Below are 19,792 nucleotides of genomic sequence, written 5' to 3' on the forward strand. Positions count from 1 at the left end.
CCGCGGCTGGGACCGCACTTGTCAACACAGGAGGAATAATGATCAAGAAGGTCGTCGCAATCGCGGCTGCTACCGGTGGTCTCGTGCTCGCTGGTGCGGGTATGGCTTCCGCCGACGCCGGTGCCCAGGGTGCCGCCATCGGCAGCCCCGGTGTGCTCTCGGGCAACGTCATCCAGGTTCCGGTTCACGTTCCGGTGAACGTGTGCGGCAACACGATCTCCGTGATCGGTCTGCTGAACCCCGCCTTCGGCAACACCTGCGTCAACGCGTGACGATGCGCGTCAACCCGTAAGGGTTTGAGTCCGGTCGGCCCCGGAGTGCGCCCCATGCACTCCGGGGCCGCTGGGCATTCGGCCCCGCGCGCTCGTGCCGGGGCATTTCGTTAGGCAGAAGGCAGGAAAGCAACCTATGCGACAGGTCACACGTAAAGGCCTGATCACCATGGCAGCGGCGGGCGGAGTGCTCGCGCTCAGTGGCGGCTACGCACACGCGGACGCGGGTGCGGCCGGCGCCGCGACCAACTCGCCCGGAGTGCTCTCCGGGAACTCGGTCCAGGTCCCGGTCGACGTTCCCGTGAACGTGTGCGGCAACTCCGTGGACGTCGGTGGTCTGCTCAACCCCACGTTCGGAAACGACTGTGCAAACGGATCTTCGGATTCCGGTCAGTCGCGGGGTCACTCACGCGGTTCCTCGCACCACGAGGACGGCGGCCCGGGTCACGGTCCGGGCAGCCAGGCGTCCGGCCACCAGGACACGCGGCACAGCGGGGAGGGCACCGGAAGGCACCGGGCCTCCGGCACCTCGGCGCAGGCGGAGACGACCGGTTCGCCGGGAATCCTGTCCGGCAACCAGGTGCAGGCGCCGGTGGAGATCCCCGTGAACCTCTGCGGGAACAGCGTCACCGTCGGCGGGCTGCTCAACCCGGTCTTCGGCAACGACTGCGAGAACATCACCGAGGAAGTCCCGCCCCCCACGGTCCCGGAGACACCGGAGACCCCCGGGACGCCGGTCACCCCGCACGTCCCCCACGCTCCAGAGCCCCAGCTCGTGCCGGGCGAACAACTCGCGCACACAGGTGCCGGCGGCCTGGGCCTGCTGATCCCGGCGAGCGCCGGCATGATGCTCGCCGGTGCGGGCACGGTCCTGTACCGGCGTTCGCGCAGCGCGGCATAGCACCGGCACGACGACCGGCGCGACGAGCGGGTTCCGCACACGCGGAACCCGCTCCGCGCTACCAGGTGGGACGCAGCTGACGGATGATTCTGCGGCGGAGCCGCACCCGGCGGCTGCCGTCGCGGCGCAGCGTCAGCCGGTCCAGCTCCCAGTGCCCGTACTCGGCGTGGTCGGTCAGCAGGCGGGCCGCATCCTTGCGGGAGACCCCGCGCGGCACGTACACGTCGACAAATTCGTATTCCGGCATCGCATCTATTGTGCGGGCAGACCCCCCGTACGGATAGCGTCTGTCCCATGTCTGATGCTGCGCAGCCCACCGCTGCCGAGGTACGCGCCGCCGCCGATGCGGTAAAAGCCGCGCTCGACCGCCACCTCGAGGCCGTCGAGCGCCGTACCGGGGACGATGATCCCGCCGTCTTCGACGCATTCAACGCACTGGCCGCCGCGGCCGAGGTGTACGACGAATTCCTCTACGACCGGTACGACGAGGTCACCCCCTTCGAGATCCCGGGTGCGGAGGACTCGCTGCCGCCCTACGCGGGCCCGGAGGAGCCGCACGCGCTGAGCGTGCTGATCAGGCGCGACTACGCGGTGGCGCAGCCCGCGCGGCTGCTCGCCCAGGCACAGCGTCTCGCGGATCTCGATCCCGAGGGGCACGAGGGCGACGCGGTCCCCGTCGTCGGGGCCGGTGTGCACGCCGCGCTGGGCGTGCTCTTCGGCGAGTACGAGGCGGACGAGATCGCCTCCCGGCACAAGGAGTTCGGCCTGGAGGAGGGGGACTCGACGCTGTGGGTCTCGGCGCTGGAGGAGCTCCCCGAAGCGGGGGAGTGGCTCGGCGCACCGTTCGAGGACGCCGATCCCGAACTGGTCGTGTGCCGCTTCGACGTGAGCTCGGTCTTCGACGAGGAGGACGAGCGGGACGGCGAGCCGGACAGCGCCGTCCCCGAACGCGCCTGACCGCACAGTGAGCGGACGACGGCCCCGGTGCGCTCGGCGCACCGGGGCCGTCGTCGTGATCCGGCCGTTCGGCGGACCCGGACGTCACCGTCCGCGAAGACGGCGGGGCCGCCCCCGCGCTACGAGGCGTCCGGTGTCGGCAGCGCCTCCAGCAGGGGACGCAACCTCGTCGTCCGCTCCTGGGCGGAGACCTCCGCGACCGCGCGGGGCAGGGCCTGGTCCACGCCGTGGACCACGGACAGATGCCGCTCGCCCCTGCTGAACGCGGTGTACACCCAGGGCCGGCTCAGCCCTCCCGCCGCGTCGCCCGGCAGGACGACGACGGCCGCCGGCCACCGCATCCCCGCCGCCTGGTGGGCGCTGAGCGCCCAGCCGTGGCGTACCGCCGTCTCCACCAGTTCCTGCGGTACGACGACGGGGGCGCCGGAGCAGTCCAGGTGCAGGCCCTCGGCGTCGGCCGAGACTACGGAGCCCGGCACCGCCCTCCCCGGTGCCGGTACATGGACCACGCGGTCGCCCGGATCGAAGCCCCCGAACCGCCCCGGCCCCGGATTGAGCCGCTGCTTGAGTGCCGCGTTCAGCGCTGTCGTCCCCGCGGAGCCACCGTGCCCGACGGTGATGACCTGCGTGTCGGAGGACGGCACGCCGAGGGCGCGCGGTACCGAGTCGGCGACGAGCTGCACCGTGCGGTGGACCGCCTCTCCCGCGTCGCGTACGGGCACGATCACCACTTCCCTGCCCGGCGCCTCGACCTGCGCGAGCTCCCCGATGCCGATGCCCGAGACCAGCTCGCCGATCGGCCCGGGATCGGGCGTGCGCGAGACGACGTGCGGGCAGGCGCGCGCAGCGATCACGTCCGCGAACACACGACCGGCTCCCGCGGATGCCAGGACCCCCGGATCACCGCTCAGCACGAGCCGTGTGCCGTCGGCGAGGGACTCCACCAGCATCGCGGCCGTCTCCACGTCGAGCTGCGGGGCGTCCAGCACCACCAGCAGGTCGACGGCGAACGCACCGTCCGCCTCGCGCCCGGGACCGGCCTCGCCGGAGAGCAGGGCGGAGAGGGTGACCACTGCCTGCGGGTCACCCACGGCCGCCGCCAGCCGGTGGAGACCGTCGACGCTGTGGGTGGTGCCCACGGCACGCAGCCCGAGACCGCGAGCGGCGGCGATCAGGGCCGCGGGCTCGGCCCTGGCGCTCTCGCCTCCGCTGTGCGCGACCAGGCCCGCGGTCGCGACGGTCCGGATCAGCTCGGCCGCCGAAGGCGAGGGGGCGCCGGTGGCGGCCTCCGCCCAGTCGGCGCCCTTCTCCACGGAGTTGACCAGCCGGGCCAGGCCGTCGGCGAGGCTCTCCTCGGCCAGCGCGTACCGGTCGAGGCCGAGCAGGACGAGCACCGGCGCCTCGTCCTCCGCCCCTGCTTCCGGTCCGCCCTCGGAGTCCTCCACGGCGTCCTCCTGCTGACCGGCCGCTTCCTCCGCCGCGCCGTCGTCGCCGTCCTGGAAGACCAGCACGACGCCCTCGGCCACCGCGTGCTGGACGGCCGCGCCGGGGTCGGTCACCGCGAACCCGGACAGCGCCGTACGCACCTCGGCGGCATCCAGGGCCGTGTGTCCCCGCAGCGCCGCACGCTCCAGCAGCCAGCCGACGAGCGCCGCAGTGCGCCTCTCGTCGTCGGGGCCGCACTCCCCGCCCAGCAGCGCCCGGGCGAAAGCGTCCGCCTGCTCCGGGCGGACACCGGGCAGCGACAGCAGTTGCCAGGGGTCCTCCCGGAGGATCACGGCCGCCTGCTCGCCGAGAACCGAGGCCGCGGGACGCGCCAGTGCCTCGGGGGCCCCTCCCTCGGCGAGTACCGTCGCGGCCGAGGCGGCGGCCTCCGGGGACGCCCCCCGTGCGGTGGGCTGTTCGGGGGCCGTGGCCCCACGGGCGGGCGCGGGGGCGGCCTGCGGGGACGCCCTGCGGGGCGCCGGGGCGGACGCGGGCGAGTCGAAGAAGGCGGTGCCCGGCTTCTCGCCGCTCTCCACGGCGCGCACGGCAGCGAGCAGATCGGCGGCCGGGCCGCTCAGCTTGGCACCCGCGGCGATGGGGCCGTCCTTCCCGGCCTTGCGCTGCTCGATCCGCAGGCGCAGCTCGCGCTGCGCGGCCAGCTCGGCCGCGGCCTCCGACAGCTCGGGCGTCTGTGACGCCTGCGCGGTGTCCTGGGCGGCCGCCCCGTCCGCATCGGCGTCTCCCACGGGCTCCGGGCCCTCACCGGCATCGGCGTCCCGCGTGGCCTGCGTCTCTTCCGCGTCCTGGCTTGCGCCGGTGTCCTGCGGTGCGTCCGCGCCGTCCGCGGCCTCGGTGCCGTGCTCGCCGGCCGAACCGTCCGCGGCCGCGGCGCCGATGTCCTCGCGGCCCTCGTCGTCCTCGGCGGCGGGGTCCGGGGATTCTCCCCGGGGAAGCGCAGTCACAGCGTGCTCCAGTCCTGGTCGGGATAGCGGTGCACGGGCGCCGACACATCGTCGAGCGCCTGGCAGATCTCGTCAGGAAGACTAAGCGCCTCCACTGACAACGCCTCGGTCAGCTGCCGCGCGTTGCGCGCGCCGACGACCGGCGCCACCACTCCCGGCCGGTCGCGCACCCAGGCCAGGGCGACCTGCAGAGGCGTCGTGGAGAGGCCGTCGGCCGCTGTGGCCACCGCATCCACGATCCGGCGCGCCGGATCGTCGAGATACGGCTCGACGAACGGAGCGAGCTGCTCCGAGGCGCCCCGGGAGTCCGACGGGGTGCCGGTGCGGTACTTGCCCGTCAGGACCCCGCGGCCCAGGGGCGACGACGGAAGGAGCCCCACCCCGAGATCCAGTGCCGCAGGCAGCACCTCCCGTTCGACGCCCCGCTGGACCAGCGAATACTCCATCTGGGTGCACGCCAGCCGGGTGCGCACCCCGGGCGCGGCGAGCTGCCAGGTCGCGGCCTTGGCCAGTTGCCAGCCGCTGAAGTCGGAGACACCCGCGTACCGCACGCGTCCCGACGACACCGCGAGGTCGAGCGCCTGCAGGGTCTCCTCCAGCGGGGTCACGGGGTCGAACGCGTGGATCTGCCACAGGTCGACGTAGTCCGTCCCGAGCCGCCTCAGGGACGCGTCCAGTGCGGCGAGAAGATGTCCCCGCGAGCCGTCGACGCGCCGGTAGGGGTCGGCCACGCTGCCCGCCTTGGTCGAGATGACCAGATCCTGCCGGGGCACCAGCTTGTCCAGAAGGCGGCCCAGCAGGTACTCGGCCTCCCCGTCGGCGTAGACGTCGGCGGTGTCCACCAGGGTGCCGCCGACGTCCCAGAAGGCCTTGAGCTGGTCGGCGGCGTCGTGCTCGTCGGTGTCCCGGCCCCAGGTGAGGGTGCCCAGCCCGATACGGGACACGCGAAGGCCGGTTCGGCCGAGATGCCTCTGCTCCATGGGCGCTGAGGTTACTGGCCGGGGCCCCGGCCGGTGGAAGCCTGTGGACAACCTGCGCCCGGGGGCGAGCCTGCCGGATTCCGGCCCCCCGCGCTAGAGTCCCGGGCACAGGAACGTTACTGATCAGTAGAGGGAGCGTGGCTATGCGGCTCGGCATCAATCTCGGTTACTGGGGTGCGGGCATGGACGGCGACAACCTCGCCGTCGCCCAGGAGGCGGACCGGCTCGGCTACGACGTCTGCTGGGCCGCCGAGGCCTATGGCTCCGACGTACCGACGGTGCTTGCCTGGGTCGCCGCCCGGACCGAGTCCATCGACGTCGGCTCCGCCATCATGCAGATCCCGGCCCGCCAGCCCGCGATGACGGCCATGACGGCCGCCACGCTCGACTCCCTCTCCGGGGGCCGCTTCCGCCTGGGGCTCGGCGTCTCGGGACCGCAGGTCTCGGAGGGCTGGTACGGCGTCAAGTTCGACAAGCCGCTGGCCCGCACGCGCGAGTACGTCGAGATCGTGCGCCGGGCCATGTCCCGCGAGCGGCTGTCCTACGAGGGTGAGCACTGGACCCTGCCGCTGCCCGACGGCCCCGGCAAGCCCATCAAGCTGACCGTCCACCCGCAGCGCGAGCACATCCCGCTGTACATCGCCGCGATCGGCCCCAAGAACCTGGAGCAGACCGGCGAGATCGCCGATGGAGCCCTCCTGATCTTCCCGTCCGCCGAGCACATCGAGGAGATGGCGATCAAGCACCTGCGGGCCGGACGGGAGAAGGCCGGGAAGACGATGGACGGGTTCGACGTCTGTCCGACCCTCCCCCTGGCGATCGGTGACGACATCAACGGCCTCGCCGACATGTTCCGCCCCTACACCGCGCTCTACGTCGGCGGCATGGGCAGCCGCAAGCAGAACTTCTACAACCAGCTCGCCCAGCGCATGGGGTACGAGAAGGAAGCGGCCGAGATCCAGGACAAGTACCTGTCCGGCGACAAGGCCGGCGCGGCGGCAGCCGTGCCGCACCAGCTCATCGACCAGACCACGCTGCTCGGCTCGGTCGAGCGGATCGCCGACCGGATGCGGGCCTACGCCGAGGCCGGCGTCACGACGCTGACCCTCGCTCCCGCCGGCTTCACGCTCGACGAGCGCCTCGCGGCCCTGCGGGCGGGCACCGACGCCCTGGAGCGTTCCGGCGTCGCGGCGTAACGGAGCAGAACCCTCCGGACACGGCACGGGAGGGGAGCACTACGGCCGTGGTGGGGGCTCGGGGGGTCCTCCCCGCCACGGCCGTCACGGGGAACAACGCGTCGCGCCGCTCCCGGTTACGCCCCGTACCCCTCCCGGGGAGCCGCAGCCGGTCCGGGAGGCCTACGGCGCCCGTTCGGCCCTGCCCCGCCCCGCTCGTGTTGCCTACCGGGCCGTACCGAATTTGACTGTGTCTCTGCGGACACCGGTGCGAAAGGTGGCAGTGATGCTCTCGGCAAAGAGTCTGTTCCAGGAGATCCTCGACAACGACGAGTCCTTCCGGCTGTTCTGCTCGATCGCCGCGGGCGGGGAGGCCCAGGGCGGCTGGGAGAACGGGCGCATCGCCGCCCTGGTGCCCCCGGGACTGAGTGAGCTCGCCCCCAAGGTCGCCCGGCACGGTGCCGACGAGGACAAGCACGGCCGGATCTTCAACGCGCTGCTGAAACAACGCGGACTCCAGCTCGTGTCGGTGCCCTACGAGACCGACTACACCCTCCTGCTGGAGCGTCACGGCATCGGCCTGGCCCATGAGCGGCTCAGCCGCGAGGAGCCCCTCACCGAACGGGACATCATCGTCTACCTGGCCCACAGCAGGGTCACCGAGCAGCGGGCCTCCGAACAGATGCGGCTCCTGCTGCGGCACTTCTCCGAGCACCCGGTGCTCGGCCGCGCCGTGAGGATGATCTCGCGCGACGAGGACAACCACCTCGCGTACTGCCACGAGGAACTCCTCCGCTTCGCCCGGGCCGGACACGGCCGGACGATCCAGTCCGTCCTGCGGGAGTGCGCCCACGCGGAGATCCGCGTCTACCGCGACGTCAGCCTCGCCGTGATGCGTCACATGGGCGAGGTCCTGCGCTGGTCCCGCGCCAAGAGCACGCTGCTGACCGCCGGCATCCACGCGATGTACGCGTACGAGCGGCTGGTGGGCTGGCAGCGGATGGTGAGCCTGCGCCAGCCCGTGCTGCGTGACGCGCTGGGCGCCCCGGCCGTCCCGGAGACCGAGTTCGCCTGAGGGCCGCGACGTGCCTACATCCAGCCACGCCGCTTGAACATGCGGTACAGGCTGAAGACCGCGACGCCCATCAACGCGATCACCGTCGGATAGGTCCACACCTGGTCGAGCTCGGGCATGTGCTCGAAGTTCATGCCGTAGATGCCCGCCACCAGGGTCGGCACCGCGGCCATGGCGGCCCAGGCCGAGATCTTCCTCATGTCGTCGTTCTGCCGCACACCGACCTGCGCCAGGTGCGCCGAGAGGATGTCCGAGAGCAGCCGGTCCAGGCCCTCCACGTGTTCGACGGCACGGGTCAGGTGGTCGTTCACGTCGCGGAAGAACGGCTGCGATCCGGCGTCGACGAACGGCACACCCGCGCCGGAGAGCCGGGCCATCGGGCCGCTCAGCGGGTTGGTCGCCCTGCGGAACTCCAGTACCTGCCGCTTGAACGTGTAGATGGCCGCGGCCGTGTTCGTGGTGTCGCGCGAGCCGGTCGGTGCGAACACCTGGGCCTCCAGCTCCTCCAGGTCGACCTGGAGCTCGGCGGCGACCTCGATGTAGTGGTCGACCACCGCGTCGCTGACCGCGTACAGCACCGACGTGGGCCCGTGCCTGAGGACCTCGGGCTCCGCCTCCAGACGACGCCGTACGGCAGCCAGCGGCGCGCCTTCCCCGTGCCGCACCGTGACGACGAAGGAATCCCCTATGAACAGCATGAGCTCCCCGGCGCTCACGGTGTCGCTCTCCTGCTCGTAGACCACCGGCTTGATGACCACGAACAGGGAGTCGTCGTAGATCTCCAGCTTGGGCCGCTGATGGGCGCGCAGGGCGTCCTCGACGGCCAGGGGGTGCAGCGCGAACTCACTGGTGACGTGTTCGAACTCCTCCGCCGTCGGCTCGTGCAGCCCGATCCAGACGAACGCGTCGCCCGCAGCCCGCGCCTCGTCCAGGGCATCGGAGAAGTCGGCGGGACCATCGGTCCTGCGCCCGTCCCGGTAAATTCGGCAGTCGACGATCACTTGCGGCATTCTTCCCCGCCCGCGTGCTTCCACGCACCTTTACGCTGGCAGGCATGCCCACGCTCATCCTCGTACGCCATGGACGCTCGACCGCCAACACCGCCGGAGTGCTCGCCGGACGGACTCCGGGGGTCTCCCTCGACGAACGCGGCGCCGCCCAGGCCGCCGCCCTGCCCGGCAGGCTGTCCGGCATCGCCCTCGCGGCAGCCGTCAGCAGCCCTCTGCAGCGCTGCCGCGAAACCCTCCAGCCGCTCCTGGACGCCCGCCCGGACCTCGTGTCGCACACGGAGGACCGGATCAGCGAGTGCGACTACGGGGAGTGGTCGGGCCGCAAGCTGGCCGAACTCTCCGACGAACCCCTGATGAAGGTCGTCCAGCAGCACCCCTCCGCCGCGGCGTTCCCCGGCGGCGAGTCGATGCGCGGCATGCAGACCCGGGCCGTCGAGGCGGTGCGTGAGTGGAACGACCGCATCGAGGCCGAGCACGGCGAGGACGCCACCTACGTCATGTGCTCGCACGGCGACATCATCAAGGCGATCGTCGCCGACGCCCTCGGCATGCACCTCGATCTCTTCCAGCGCGTCCACGCGGACCCGTGCTCGGTCACCGCGATCCGCTACACCCGCCTGCGGCCCTTCCTGCTCCGCCTCGGCGACACCGGCGACCTCGCGTCCCTCGCGCCCCGCGAGCAGGCACTCGGGGCCGACGCGGCGGGTGACACGACGACGGACGCGGCCGTCGGCGGCGGCGCTGGGGCGCCGTGATCGCTCGGCGCAGTAGGGTGGACGCGCCGTAGCGGCCTCGTGGGTGAATCCCGCAGGGCCCGGGGCCGACCCCCATTCGCCATCACATTCAAGGGAGACAGGACGTGTCCCGTCAGGTGTTCCTCTACGACCCCCCGGACCGTTTCGTGGCCGGTACGGTCGGGCTGCCTGGCCGCCGTACGTTTTTCCTGCAGGCGACCTCGAGCGGACGGGTCACGAGCGTGGCCCTGGAGAAGACCCAGGTCGCCGCGTTGGCCGAACGGATCGACGAACTCCTCGACGAGGTCGTCCGGCGGACCGGCGGCAACTCACCCGTGCCGGCCGTGGCACCCACGGACGTCGCCGACACCGCCCCGCTGGACGCCCCCGTGGAGGAGGAGTTCAGGGTCGGCACGATGGCGCTCGCCTGGGACGGCGACGAGCAGCGCATGATCGTCGAGGCGCAGGCCCTCGTCGAGCTGGACGCCGACTCCGACGACGACCTCGCCGAAGCCGAGGAAAGGCTCCTGCAGGACGAGGAGAACGGCCCGCCGATGCTCCGCGTACGGCTGAGCGGCGCGCAGGCGCGGGCCTTCGCCAAGCGGGCCCTGGACGTCGTGAACGCGGGCCGCCCGCCCTGCCCGCTGTGCAGCCTCCCCCTCGACCCGGAAGGACACGTATGCCCGCGCCAGAACGGATACCGTCGCGGGGCCTGACGGAGGCCGGGCTGCGCACCCTGCTCACCGAGGGGGAGCTCACGGTCCTCGGGCAGGTCAGGGGCGCGTCGAACGCGGTGCTCTACTGCATGGTGGCGTACGACGGCGAGGAACGCACCTGCGTCTACAAACCGGTCGCCGGGGAGCAGCCGCTGTGGGACTTCCCCGACGGCAACCTCGCCCGGCGCGAGGTCGCGGCCTACGAGGTCTCCGAAGCCACCGGCTGGGGCCTCGTGCCCCCCACGGTGCTGCGCGAGGGCCCCTACGGCGAGGGGATGTGCCAGCTGTGGATCGAGGCGGAGGAGACCGCGGACGGTGACGCCGGCCAGGCCCACGGCCTGCCGCCGCTGCTCGCGCTCGTCGAGGGCGAGGAGCCGGACGACGGCTGGAAGGCGGTGGGATTCGCCGAGGTGGGGGAGGGGCGGACCGCGTTGCTGGTGCACGCCGACGACCCCCGGCTCCGCCGCCTCGCCGTGTTGGACGCCGTGATCAACAACGGGGACCGCAAGGGCGGGCACCTGCTGCCGGCGCCCGGCGGCCGGCTGTACGGCATCGACCACGGTGTCACCTTCAACGCGGACGACAAGCTGCGGACCCTGCTGTGGGGATGGGCGGGTGAGCCGCTTACGGCGGAGGCCGTGGACGTGCTCGGCGTGCTCTCCGCCGGCCTGGCACCCGGTACGGCGCTCGCCACCCGGCTGGCGGAACTGATCACGCCCGCGGAACTCGACGCCCTGCGGGCCCGGGTGGACGCCCTGCGCACGTCCGGGCGCCATCCGCAGCCCAGCGGTGAGTGGCCCGCGATCCCGTGGCCCCCGGTCTGACGGCCGACGTCCCCACGCGGCCCACCGCCGGACGGCAGCCCTCCCGGGCCCGTCCGGCGGGCGCCGTGCCGCGGCCGGCGGAACCCACGCCGGGAGGCGCCGCGGACGAGGGGCAGCCGACGGCGGCGTTTCGCGCAAGACCGCCTCTTCGGCCACGATCCGTCATCCGGTTCGTATCCGGAAGCGTCGTCCGGTTACGCTCATGACATGCATGCCTGGCCCGCTTCTGAGGTCCCCGCCCTGCCTGGCAAGGGCCGCGACCTTCGGATCCACGACACCGCGACCGGCGGACGGATCACCCTTGACCCCGGTCCCGTCGCCCGCATCTACGTCTGCGGCATCACGCCGTACGACGCGACCCACATGGGTCATGCGGCGACCTACAACGCGTTCGACCTCGTTCAGCGCGTGTGGCTCGACACCAAGCGGCAGGTTCACTACGTCCAGAACGTGACCGACGTGGATGATCCGCTGCTGGAGCGGGCCGTGCGCGACGGCGAGGACTGGACCGAACTCGCGGAGCGCGAGACGACCCTCTTCCGGGAGGACATGACCGCTCTGCGCATGCTCCCCCCGAAGCACTACATCGGGGCGGTGGAGGCGATACCCGGCATCGTCCCGCTCGTCGAACGCCTCCGGGACGCGGGCGCCGCCTACGAACTCGACGGCGACGTGTACTTCTCGGTCGAGAGCGACCCCCACTTCGGCGAGGTCTCCGGTCTCGACGCCGAGGCGATGCGCCTGCTCTCCGCCGAGCGCGGCGGTGACCCGGAGCGCCCCGGCAAGAAGAACCCGCTCGACCCGATGCTGTGGATGGCCGCCCGCGAGGGCGAGCCGAGCTGGGACGGGGGCACGCTCGGCCGCGGCAGGCCCGGCTGGCACATCGAGTGCGTCGCGATCGCGCTGGACCACCTCGGCATGAGCTTCGACGTCCAGGGCGGCGGTTCCGACCTGGCCTTCCCGCACCACGAGATGGGCGCTTCGCACGCCCAGGTGCTGACGGGCGAGCACCCGTTCGCCCGCGCCTACGTACACGCCGGCATGGTCGCCCTCGGCGGCGAGAAGATGTCCAAGTCCAAGGGCAACCTGGTCTTCGTCTCGGCGCTGCGCCGGGACGACGTCGACCCCGCGGCGATCAGGCTCTCCCTGCTCGCGCACCACTACCGGTCCGACTGGGAGTGGACGGACCAGGTGCTCGCCGACGCGGTCGAGCGCCTGGCGCGGTGGCGTGCCGCAGTCTCCCGGCCCGACGGACACTCCGCGGAAGCCCTGGTCGAGGAGGTCCGGGAGGCACTGGCCGACGACCTGGACGCCCCGGCCGCCCTTGCCGCCGTGGACCGGTGGGCGGCCCGGCAGAACGCCGAGGGGGGCACGGACGAGGGCGCGCCCGGCGTCGTCTCCCGCACCGTGGACGCACTCCTCGGCGTCGCGCTGTAACCCGCCGGCCGGCGAGACGGCCCCGGGCCCCGCGAGAGATCGCGGGGCCCGGGGCCGTCTCCTGTCCAGGCCGCCGGGGTGGGGCCGATCGCTCCGGCAGAACGGCGGTCAGCCGTCCGAGGGATCCTCGTCCGGCCCGGACGGCGGGTCGCCGGGTGTGCCCCCGTCGGTGTCCTTGGGCCGCCCCTTGTCGGGACGCTGCGGCTTGGGCGGCCGGGTACGCCCGCCGGAGGTGTCCCGCAGGTACGGTGCGTCGCCGCTCTCCGTCGCGTGCCCGCCGGGCGCCTGACCCGGACCGCCGACGTCCCTGCGCCGGAGATACCGCTCGAACTCCCGGGCGATGGCCTCGCCGGACGCCTCCGGCAGTTCGGCGGTGTCGCGCGCCTCCTCGAGGGTCTGCACGTACTCCGCCACCTCGCTGTCCTCGGAGGCCAGCTGATCGACCCCGAGCTGCCAGGCGCGGGCGTCCTCGGGCAGTTCGCCCAGCGGGATCCGCAGTCCGAGCAGGTCCTCCAGCCGGTTCAGGAGCGCCAGCGTCGCCTTGGGGTTCGGCGGCTGCGACACGTAGTGGGGCACCGCCGCCCACAGGCTCACGGCGGGCACCCCCGCGTGCGTACATGCTTCCTGGAGGATGCCCACGATGCCGGTCGGGCCCTCGTACCGGGTCTCCTCCAGGTCCATCGTCCTGGCCAGGTCCGGGTCCGAGGTGACACCGCTGACGGGCACCGGCCGCGTGTGCGGGGTGTCGCCGAGCAGTGCCCCCAGGATCACGACCATCTCGACACCCAGCTCATGCGCGAAACCCAGGATCTCGTTGCAGAACGAGCGCCAGCGCATGGAGGGTTCGATCCCTCGGACCAGCACCAGATCGCGGGGTTTCTCCCCGCCGATCCGGACCACGGAGAGCCGCGTGGTGGGCCAGGTGATCTTGCGCGAGCCACCGTCCAGCCACACCGTGGGGCGATTGACCTGGAAGTCGTAGTAGTCCTCGGCGTCGAGCGCCGCGAAAACCTCGCCCTTCCATTCCCGGTCCAGATGTCCGACCGCGGTGGAGGCGGCGTCACCCGCGTCGTTCCAGCCTTCGAACGCGGCCACCATGACCGGGTCGATCAGCTCGGGTACCCCCTCGAGCTCGATCACCCAGGCCTCCTTCCCAAGTTCCCTTGTGTACGGACCAACCTTACGACTTCCGGGTCCCCGGGCAGCAGCCCGTTTGCATGCGGTGGCGATCCGTGCCACTGCGTGATCCACCCGAGCCGTGGTGGTCCGTCCCGGCCGAAGTCCGCCGGGACGACCGGAGTACGCGCGTCACCGACGAAGCGGTCGAGGGTGTCAAGGACATGATCGTCTCGGGTGGGCCGGACTCCGCGGACGGGATCCACCGGCTCCGCCGCGTCGCCCCGGCCGGAACTCGCCCTCCCAGTCGACCCCCTCCTCGGACCGCAGCCGCCTCAGCAGCTCGTACTTCTCCCTCTGCAGGTCCCACTGCCGCGCCTCGTCCAGACCGAACAGGCTGAAGTGGCCCGCCTCCGCGCCCTTGCCGACGACGAGCTCGACCCGGCCCCGCGCTATCTGGTCGAGGGTCGCGAAGTCCTCCGCGACCCGCACCGGATCGAGGATCGCGACGACCGTGACCCCGGTCAGCAGCCGGATGGTGGTGGTGCGGGCGGCTGGCGCGCCCAGCACCACGCCCGGACTGGAGGAGAGGAACGGTCCGGCGTGCCGCTCACCGACGGCGTAGGCGTCGAAGCCGAGCCCCTCCGCCGCCACACCGGTCTCGATCACCTCGTGGAACCGGTCCGCGACCGGGTGCAGTTCGCCGGTCAGCGGATGCGGGGCATGTCCGACGAGGGAGAGTACGGAGAATCTCGCAACACTCGTTCCTTCGGTGGCAGGGGAGTCCGGCGTACCGAAGCCGTCGGGCACCGCGGCCGGCCGCAGCCCACAGCCGGCGGCGCCGTCCGGACATCCCTCCACTCTCCCCGCGCCACGTTGCGCCCGTATGGCGGCGGCGTGGCACGTCCCCGGCTCCACGCGAGGTCGTGGAGCGGGTACGCCGCAGGGGCGGCCCCCCGGTCCCGGGAGTCCGCCCCTGTCGCGTGTGCCGTGCCGTCAGCGCCCTTCGGCCAGCATGTCCTCGACCCGCGTCCGGATGTCGTCGGTCGCGAGACCACGGATCGTCAGCGTCGTCCGGCGCCGCAGCACATCCTCAGCGGTCTCCGCCCACTCGCGGTCGCGCGCGTAGGCCACCTGCGCCCAGATCTCCGGGGCGTCGGGGTGGATGCGCTCGGCGAGCGCCGGGTCCTCGTCCGCCAGCCGCGCGATGTCGAAGGAGAGCGAGCCGTAGTGGGTCGCGAGGTGCCGCGCGGTGTCTGCGGACATCCCCGGCCCCGGCGTCCCGCCGGCGAGCAGCCTGTGGGCGACCGCGTTCGGGTTCGCGATACCGGGCAGCGGCATCTTCCTCGGCAGGCGCGCCATGGGCTCCATGTCCTCGGAGAGGGGATGCCCGGGCAGCTCGGCCAGCTTGTTCATCACCGTACGGCCGATGTGGCGGAACGTGGTCCACTTGCCGCCGGCGACCGACAGCATGCCGCCCCGGCCCTCCGTCACGACCGTCTCGCGCTTCGCCTTGGAGGTGTCCCCGGGTCCGCCCGGCAGCACCCGCAGGCCCGCGAAGGAGTACGTGATCAGGTCCCGTGACAGCTGCTGGTCGCGGACCGAGAAGGCCGCCTCGTCAAGGATCTGCGCCGTGTCCTTCTCGGTGACCGAGACGTCGGCCGGGTCGCCCTCGTACTCCTCGTCCGTCGTGCCGAGCAGGAGCATGTCCTCCCACGGCAGGGCGAACGTGATGCGGTACTTGTCGATCGGCGTCGCCAGTGCCGCCTTCCACGGGCGGGTGCGCTTCAGCACCAGGTGGGCGCCCTTGGACAGGCGTATGGAGGGCGCCGCGTTCGGGTCCTCCAGCTTCCGCAGGTGGTCGACCCACGGCCCGGTGGCGTTGAGCACCAGCCGCGCGTCGATGCCGAACTCCGTGCCGTCCTGACGGTCCTTCAGCTCGGCGCCGGTCACCCGGCCCCTGGTGAAGCGCAGTCCGGTGACGGCGGCGTGGTTGAGAACCTCGGCACCGGCGTCGACCGCCGCGCGCACGGTCATCAGCGCCATGCGGGCGTCGTTCATCTGGTCGTCGCCGTAGACGGCGACGGCCTTCAGGTTGTCCGTGCGCAGCTCGGGCACGTCGCGCCGGGCGCGGGCCGGACTGATCACGTGGCCGACGCCGTCACCGAAGGCGGACAGCGCCGAGTAGGCGAAGACGCCCGCGCCGAGCTTCGCGGCGCCGTGCGGGCCGCCCTTGTAGACCGGCAGGTAGAAGGTGAGCGGGTTGGCCAGGTGCGGGGCTACCTGACGCGAGACGGCACGCCGCTCGAAGTGGTTCTCCGCGACCAGCTTCACCGCGCCGGTCTGCAGGTAGCGCAGACCGCCGTGGAGCAGCTTGGACGAGGCGGACGAGGTGGCGCCGGCGAAGTCGCCGGCGTCCACCAGGGCCACCCGCAGTCCGGACTGCGCCGCATGCCAGGCGGTGGAGATGCCCAGGATGCCGCCGCCGATCACCAGGAGGTCGTACGTCGCCTTGGAAAGCCGCTCCCGGGTCTCGGCGCGGCTCGGGAGGGAGCCGGAGGCCGGATGCGTCCCGAGGGCGGGGACGCTCTGCAGGGTGGTCATGTCGTTTGCTCCTCTAGCTCTCTTCGTCCTCGATCCAGCCCATGGTCCGTTCGACGGCCTTGAGCCAGCTCTTGTATTCACGGTCACGCGTGGCCGCGTCCATGCGGGGTGTCCACTCGGCGGCCCGGCGCCAGTTGGCGCGCAGTGCGTCGGTGTCCGGCCAGAAGCCGACGGCGAGACCGGCGGCGTAGGCGGCGCCGAGGCAGGTGGTCTCGGCGACCATGGGGCGCACCACGGGCGCGTCCAGGAAGTCGGAGAGGGTCTGCATCAGCAGGTTGTTGGAGGTCATTCCGCCGTCGACCTTGAGTGCGGTCAGCTCGACGCCGGAGTCCTTGGTCATGGCGTCGCTGATCTCGCGGGTCTGCCAGGCGGTGGCCTCGAGCACGGCACGGGCGATGTGCGCCTTGGTGACGTAGCGGGTGAGACCGGCGATGACGCCGCGGGCGTCGGGACGCCAGTACGGCGCGAACAGACCGGAGAACGCGGGCACGAAGTACGCGCCGCCGTTGTCCTCGACGGACGAGGCGAGCGTCTCGATCTCCGCCGCGGACTTGATCAGGCCCATCTGGTCGCGCATCCACTGCACCAGCGAGCCGGTGACGGCGATGGAGCCTTCGAGGGCGTACACCGCCTTCTGGTCGCCGATCCGGTACCCGACGGTCGTCAGCAGCCCGTTGTACGAGTTCACCGGGGTATGGCCGGTGTTCATCAGCATGAACGTGCCGGTGCCGTACGTGGACTTGGCCTCGCCCTGGGCGAAACACGTCTGGCCGAACAGCGCCGCCTGCTGGTCGCCGAGCGCGGAGGCGACCGGGACGCCGTCGAGGACGCCGCCCTTGGCGTTGCCGTAGACCTCGGCGGAGGACCGGATCTCCGGCAGGACGGCCGACGGGATCTCCAGCGACTGGACGATCTTGTCGTCCCACTGCATCGTGTGCAGGTTCATCAGGAGGGTGCGCGAGGCGTTGGTGACGTCGGTGACGTGGACGCCGCCGTCGGTGCCGCCGGTCAGGTTCCAGATGACCCAGGAGTCCATGGTGCCGAAGAGGATGTCGCCCCGCTCGGCGCGCTCACGCAGCCCCTCGACGTTGTCCAGCAGCCAGCGGACCTTCGGCCCGGCGAAGTAGGACGCCAGCGGCAGCCCGGTCTCGCGGCGGAAGCGGTCCTGGCCGACGTTGCGGCCGAGCTCCCGGCAGAGCGCGTCGGTGCGGGTGTCCTGCCAGACGAGGGCGTTGTGGACGGGCTCGCCGGTGTTCTTGTCCCAGAGCAGGGTGGTCTCGCGCTGGTTGGTGATGCCGATCGCCTTGACGTCGGCGGAGGTGATGCCGGCCTTGACGATGGCCCCGGCGACGACCTCCTGGACGTTCTCCCAGATCTCCGTCGCGTCGTGCTCCACCCAGCCCGGCTTGGGGAAGATCTGTTCGTGCTCCTTCTGGTCGACGGAGACGATCCGGCCGTCCTTGTCGAAGACGATGCAGCGGCTGGACGTGGTGCCCTGGTCGATGGCCGCGATGAACGGCCCGGTGGTGTGTGCGTCGGTCACGGTGTGCTCCCGGAAGTCTGTGTGGTGGGCGGGTCTGGCTCAGGCGAAGGCGAGGTTGTAGAGACCGCCCGCGAGCGCGGCCCCGATGAGCGGTCCTACCACCGGTACCCAGACGTAGCCCCAGTCCGAACCGCCCTTGTTCGGAAGCGGCAGCAACGCGTGCACGATCCGCGGACCGAGGTCGCGCACCGGGTTGACGGCGTAGCCGGTCGGACCGCCGAGCGACAGGCCGATACCGACGACCACCAGCGAGGTGATCAGGGCGCCGAGCACGCCGAGGCCGTTGCCCTCGTCATTGAGGCCCTGGGTCAGGATCGCCAGGATCAGCACGAAGGTGGCGATGATCTCCGTGACGACGTTCTGCAGGCCGTTGCGGATCTCCGGGCCGGTGCTGAAGACGCCGAGCACGGGGCCCGCCTTCGGCGCGGTCTTCTGGTCGACCAGGCCTTCCTCGGCCGGCTGGTTCCGAACGATCTCGGGATCGGTGAGATGCGCGTGGAACTGTCCGTAGTAGGCGGCCCAGACGAGTACGGCACCGATCATGGCCCCCAGCAGCTGGGAGCCGAGGTACAGGGGCACATCGCTCCAGGGGGTGCCCCCCTGGATGGCGAGGCCGATCGTGACGGCCGGATTGAGGTGGGCGCCGGACACGCCGGAGGCTATGTAGGCGCCGGTCAGCACGGCGAAGCCCCACCCGAAGGTGATGGCCAGCCAGCCGGCGTTCTGCGCTTTGGATCGCTTGAGCGTGACAGCGGCACAGACACCGCCGCCGAGCAGGATGAGTATGGCGGTACCGATGGTCTCGCCGATGAAGATGTCGGAGCTGGACACCCGCGACTCCTTTGTCCTTCGTCCAGGGGAAGGCGAAACACCGGGTCCCTCCGGTGGATCGCGCCCCAGGTGGGTATCCGTCTGACGGCGGCTACTCACCTGTAGGGCTTGACCGGCCCTCGGCACTGTCACACTCTAACGCGTATTGCCGTTATGTGTTCGGCAATGCCGACCGGTGAACGGCAATGTTTCTCCCCGACAGGGAGCGAGTCAAGGGGTGTGTGACGCGGGACTCGTATCGTTACCGAGGTCGCGGGTCGGGCTCAGAAGCGTCCGGCGCCCAGGTCCCTGGAGACGGCGCGGGCGCAGTCCCGGACCGCCGCGACGAGCTCGGGGCGCATTTCGCCGCCCACGCAGACCCGCTCGACCGCCCCGGTCACCGCCACGGCCCCGACCGGCATCCTGCGGCGGTCGTGGACGGGGGCGGCCACCGCGGCCACGCCCTCCCAGGTCTCCTCCACGTCCGCCGCCCAGCCCTGTGCCCGGATCAGGTCGAGCATCGACTCGAACTCCTCGTCACCGGTGACGGTGCGGGGCGTGAAGGACCTGCGCTCGACCTCGGTGGCCTCGCTGTGCCCGACGGGGTCGTAGGCCGCGATCACCTTGCCCAGGGCGGTGGAGTGCAGGGGCTGCATGGCGCCGACCTCCAGCACCTGCCGGCTGTCGTCGGGGCGGAACACGTGGTGGACGATCAGGACGCCGTGCTGGTGCAGCACGCCCAGGTGCACGCTCTCGCCGCTCGACCGGGCCAGATCGTCGGTCCACACCAGCGCGCGGGCGCGCAGTTCGTGCACGTCGAGGTAGCTGTTGCCCAGCCGGAGCAGCTCCGCGCCGAGCTGGTAGCGGCCGGACGCGGAGTCCTGCTCGACGAAGCCCTCGTGCTGGAGGGTGCGCAGGATGCCGTGCGCGGTGCCCTTGGCCAGACCGAGGGAGGACGAGATGTCGGACAGCCCGAGCCGACGCTCGCCGCCCGCCAGCAGGCGCAGCATCGCCGCTGCCCGCTCCAGCGACTGGATGTTCTTCGCCATCGCGCCGTACTCCTCCACCTCGGTTCGACAATGCTGAACACTATCGGTCGATGTCGACCTCTGTCCGGTCGCGCGAACATTCTCCGTCACCGCGTGAGCGGGCCCGCTCACCGCACAGCATGCAGTCCGGCCCGTGGGACAC

General features: G+C 71.8%; 18 protein-coding genes and 1 pseudogene. 9 read left to right on the forward strand and 10 right to left on the reverse strand.

All coding sequences use genetic code 11. From position 1 onward, the window contains the following. Window positions 1–38: 38 nt before the first annotated feature. Window positions 39–272 carry a chaplin ChpH gene (gene chpH / locus OG206_RS26230; RefSeq protein ID WP_073751329.1) on the forward strand — a complete coding sequence of 78 codons (234 nt, stop codon included), beginning with the start codon at window positions 39–41 and terminating at the stop codon, window positions 270–272. A gap of 136 nt (window positions 273–408) precedes the next feature. After that, window positions 409–1,173: a chaplin gene (locus OG206_RS26235; RefSeq protein ID WP_327120257.1), complete on the forward strand. Its 765-nt coding sequence runs from the start codon at window positions 409–411 to the stop codon at window positions 1,171–1,173. A gap of 58 nt (window positions 1,174–1,231) precedes the next feature. On the opposite strand, the gene OG206_RS26240 is transcribed toward OG206_RS26235, so the two are convergent. Continuing rightward, window positions 1,232–1,420 (reverse strand): DUF5703 family protein, encoded by a 189-nt coding sequence (locus OG206_RS26240; RefSeq protein WP_327120259.1) that lies wholly within the window; start codon window positions 1,418–1,420, stop codon window positions 1,232–1,234. A gap of 47 nt (window positions 1,421–1,467) precedes the next feature. On the opposite strand from OG206_RS26240, the gene OG206_RS26245 reads away from it, so the two are divergent. Continuing rightward, on the forward strand, window positions 1,468–2,130 hold the full coding sequence (locus tag OG206_RS26245; RefSeq protein WP_327120261.1) for a hypothetical protein: 663 nt from the start codon (window positions 1,468–1,470) through the stop codon (window positions 2,128–2,130). A gap of 119 nt (window positions 2,131–2,249) precedes the next feature. Here the strand turns inward: OG206_RS26245 and OG206_RS26250 are convergent, their stop codons facing one another. Both OG206_RS26250 and OG206_RS26255 read right to left on the reverse strand, forming a co-directional pair. After that, window positions 2,250–4,577 (reverse strand): ATP-dependent RecD-like DNA helicase, encoded by a 2,328-nt coding sequence (locus OG206_RS26250; RefSeq protein ID WP_327120263.1) that lies wholly within the window; start codon window positions 4,575–4,577, stop codon window positions 2,250–2,252. Next, window positions 4,574–5,557, reverse strand: coding sequence for an aldo/keto reductase (locus tag OG206_RS26255; protein ID WP_327120265.1), 984 nt, complete (start codon window positions 5,555–5,557; stop codon window positions 4,574–4,576). Before OG206_RS26255 ends, OG206_RS26250 begins: the two co-directional genes overlap by 4 nt. Window positions 5,558–5,700: 143 nt before the next feature. Between OG206_RS26255 and OG206_RS26260 the strand changes: the two genes are divergently transcribed. Then, window positions 5,701–6,753, forward strand: coding sequence for an LLM class F420-dependent oxidoreductase (locus OG206_RS26260; protein WP_327120267.1), 1,053 nt, complete (start codon window positions 5,701–5,703; stop codon window positions 6,751–6,753). A gap of 265 nt (window positions 6,754–7,018) precedes the next feature. Next, complete coding sequence (locus OG206_RS26265; RefSeq protein WP_327120269.1) at window positions 7,019–7,807, forward strand: ferritin-like domain-containing protein; 789 nt, start codon at window positions 7,019–7,021, stop codon at window positions 7,805–7,807. A gap of 14 nt (window positions 7,808–7,821) precedes the next feature. Here OG206_RS26265 and corA read toward each other — a convergent pair whose 3' ends face one another. Next, on the reverse strand, window positions 7,822–8,817 hold the full coding sequence (corA, locus tag OG206_RS26270) for a magnesium/cobalt transporter CorA (protein ID WP_327120271.1): 996 nt from the start codon (window positions 8,815–8,817) through the stop codon (window positions 7,822–7,824). A 44-nt stretch (window positions 8,818–8,861) separates the two neighbouring features. Between corA and OG206_RS26275 the strand changes: the two genes are divergently transcribed. From OG206_RS26275 to mshC, 4 genes are all read left to right on the forward strand, one after another. Further along, entirely contained in the window at window positions 8,862–9,572 is a 711-nt protein-coding gene (locus tag OG206_RS26275) for a histidine phosphatase family protein (protein WP_327120273.1), read from the forward strand. A 104-nt stretch (window positions 9,573–9,676) separates the two neighbouring features. Beyond that, a complete protein-coding gene (locus OG206_RS26280; RefSeq protein ID WP_327120275.1) occupies window positions 9,677–10,267 on the forward strand; it encodes a DUF3090 domain-containing protein in 591 nt (196 codons plus the stop codon). Then, complete coding sequence (locus tag OG206_RS26285; RefSeq protein ID WP_327120277.1) at window positions 10,231–11,091, forward strand: SCO1664 family protein; 861 nt, start codon at window positions 10,231–10,233, stop codon at window positions 11,089–11,091. The genes OG206_RS26280 and OG206_RS26285 overlap by 37 nt, the downstream gene beginning before the upstream one ends. Window positions 11,092–11,298: 207 nt before the next feature. Beyond that, the gene (gene mshC, locus OG206_RS26290) at window positions 11,299–12,528 is read left to right on the forward strand and encodes a cysteine--1-D-myo-inosityl 2-amino-2-deoxy-alpha-D-glucopyranoside ligase (RefSeq protein ID WP_327120279.1); all 1,230 of its coding nucleotides are present in this window, start codon (window positions 11,299–11,301) and stop codon (window positions 12,526–12,528) included. 108 nt (window positions 12,529–12,636) lie between these two features. Here the strand turns inward: mshC and OG206_RS26295 are convergent, their stop codons facing one another. The 6 genes and pseudogenes from OG206_RS26295 to OG206_RS26320 all read right to left on the reverse strand — a co-directional run bounded on the left by OG206_RS26295 (window position 12,637) and on the right by OG206_RS26320 (window position 19,650). Continuing rightward, entirely contained in the window at window positions 12,637–13,668 is a 1,032-nt protein-coding gene (locus OG206_RS26295; RefSeq protein WP_327120281.1) for a PAC2 family protein, read from the reverse strand. Between the two features lie 228 nt (window positions 13,669–13,896). After that, window positions 13,897–14,454 (reverse strand): annotated as a pseudogene (locus OG206_RS26300) (LLM class flavin-dependent oxidoreductase); the annotation flags it as partial. Window positions 14,455–14,640: 186 nt separating this feature from the next. Beyond that, entirely contained in the window at window positions 14,641–16,248 is a 1,608-nt protein-coding gene (locus OG206_RS26305) for a glycerol-3-phosphate dehydrogenase/oxidase (protein WP_327120283.1), read from the reverse strand. Between the two features lie 13 nt (window positions 16,249–16,261). Further along, window positions 16,262–17,791: a glycerol kinase GlpK gene (gene glpK / locus OG206_RS26310; RefSeq protein ID WP_327120285.1), complete on the reverse strand. Its 1,530-nt coding sequence runs from the start codon at window positions 17,789–17,791 to the stop codon at window positions 16,262–16,264. A gap of 39 nt (window positions 17,792–17,830) precedes the next feature. Further along, the gene (locus tag OG206_RS26315) at window positions 17,831–18,622 is read right to left on the reverse strand and encodes an MIP/aquaporin family protein (protein ID WP_327120287.1); all 792 of its coding nucleotides are present in this window, start codon (window positions 18,620–18,622) and stop codon (window positions 17,831–17,833) included. 263 nt (window positions 18,623–18,885) lie between these two features. Beyond that, a complete protein-coding gene (locus OG206_RS26320; protein ID WP_327120289.1) occupies window positions 18,886–19,650 on the reverse strand; it encodes an IclR family transcriptional regulator in 765 nt (254 codons plus the stop codon). Window positions 19,651–19,792: the final 142 nt, after the last annotated feature.

It is taken from the genome of Streptomyces sp. NBC_01341 (assembly GCF_035946055.1).
Taxonomy (GTDB): Bacteria; Actinomycetota; Actinomycetes; order Streptomycetales; family Streptomycetaceae; genus Streptomyces.

Excerpts from the sequence above, each read along its gene's own strand:
- chpH (WP_073751329.1), top strand. The coding sequence starts at position 39 with ATGATCAAGAAGGTCGTCGCAATCGCGGCTGCTACCGGTGGTCTCGTG.
- OG206_RS26235 (WP_327120257.1), top strand. The coding sequence starts at position 409 with ATGCGACAGGTCACACGTAAAGGCCTGATCACCATGGCAGCGGCGGGC.
- OG206_RS26240 (WP_327120259.1), bottom strand. The coding sequence starts at position 1,420 with ATGCCGGAATACGAATTTGTCGACGTGTACGTGCCGCGCGGGGTCTCC.
- OG206_RS26245 (WP_327120261.1), top strand. The coding sequence starts at position 1,468 with ATGTCTGATGCTGCGCAGCCCACCGCTGCCGAGGTACGCGCCGCCGCC.
- OG206_RS26255 (WP_327120265.1), bottom strand. The coding sequence starts at position 5,557 with ATGGAGCAGAGGCATCTCGGCCGAACCGGCCTTCGCGTGTCCCGTATC.
- OG206_RS26260 (WP_327120267.1), top strand. The coding sequence starts at position 5,701 with ATGCGGCTCGGCATCAATCTCGGTTACTGGGGTGCGGGCATGGACGGC.
- OG206_RS26265 (WP_327120269.1), top strand. The coding sequence starts at position 7,019 with ATGCTCTCGGCAAAGAGTCTGTTCCAGGAGATCCTCGACAACGACGAG.
- corA (WP_327120271.1), bottom strand. The coding sequence starts at position 8,817 with ATGCCGCAAGTGATCGTCGACTGCCGAATTTACCGGGACGGGCGCAGG.
- OG206_RS26275 (WP_327120273.1), top strand. The coding sequence starts at position 8,862 with ATGCCCACGCTCATCCTCGTACGCCATGGACGCTCGACCGCCAACACC.
- OG206_RS26285 (WP_327120277.1), top strand. The coding sequence starts at position 10,231 with ATGCCCGCGCCAGAACGGATACCGTCGCGGGGCCTGACGGAGGCCGGG.
- mshC (WP_327120279.1), top strand. The coding sequence starts at position 11,299 with ATGCATGCCTGGCCCGCTTCTGAGGTCCCCGCCCTGCCTGGCAAGGGC.
- OG206_RS26305 (WP_327120283.1), bottom strand. The coding sequence starts at position 16,248 with ATGACCACCCTGCAGAGCGTCCCCGCCCTCGGGACGCATCCGGCCTCC.
- OG206_RS26320 (WP_327120289.1), bottom strand. The coding sequence starts at position 19,650 with ATGGCGAAGAACATCCAGTCGCTGGAGCGGGCAGCGGCGATGCTGCGC.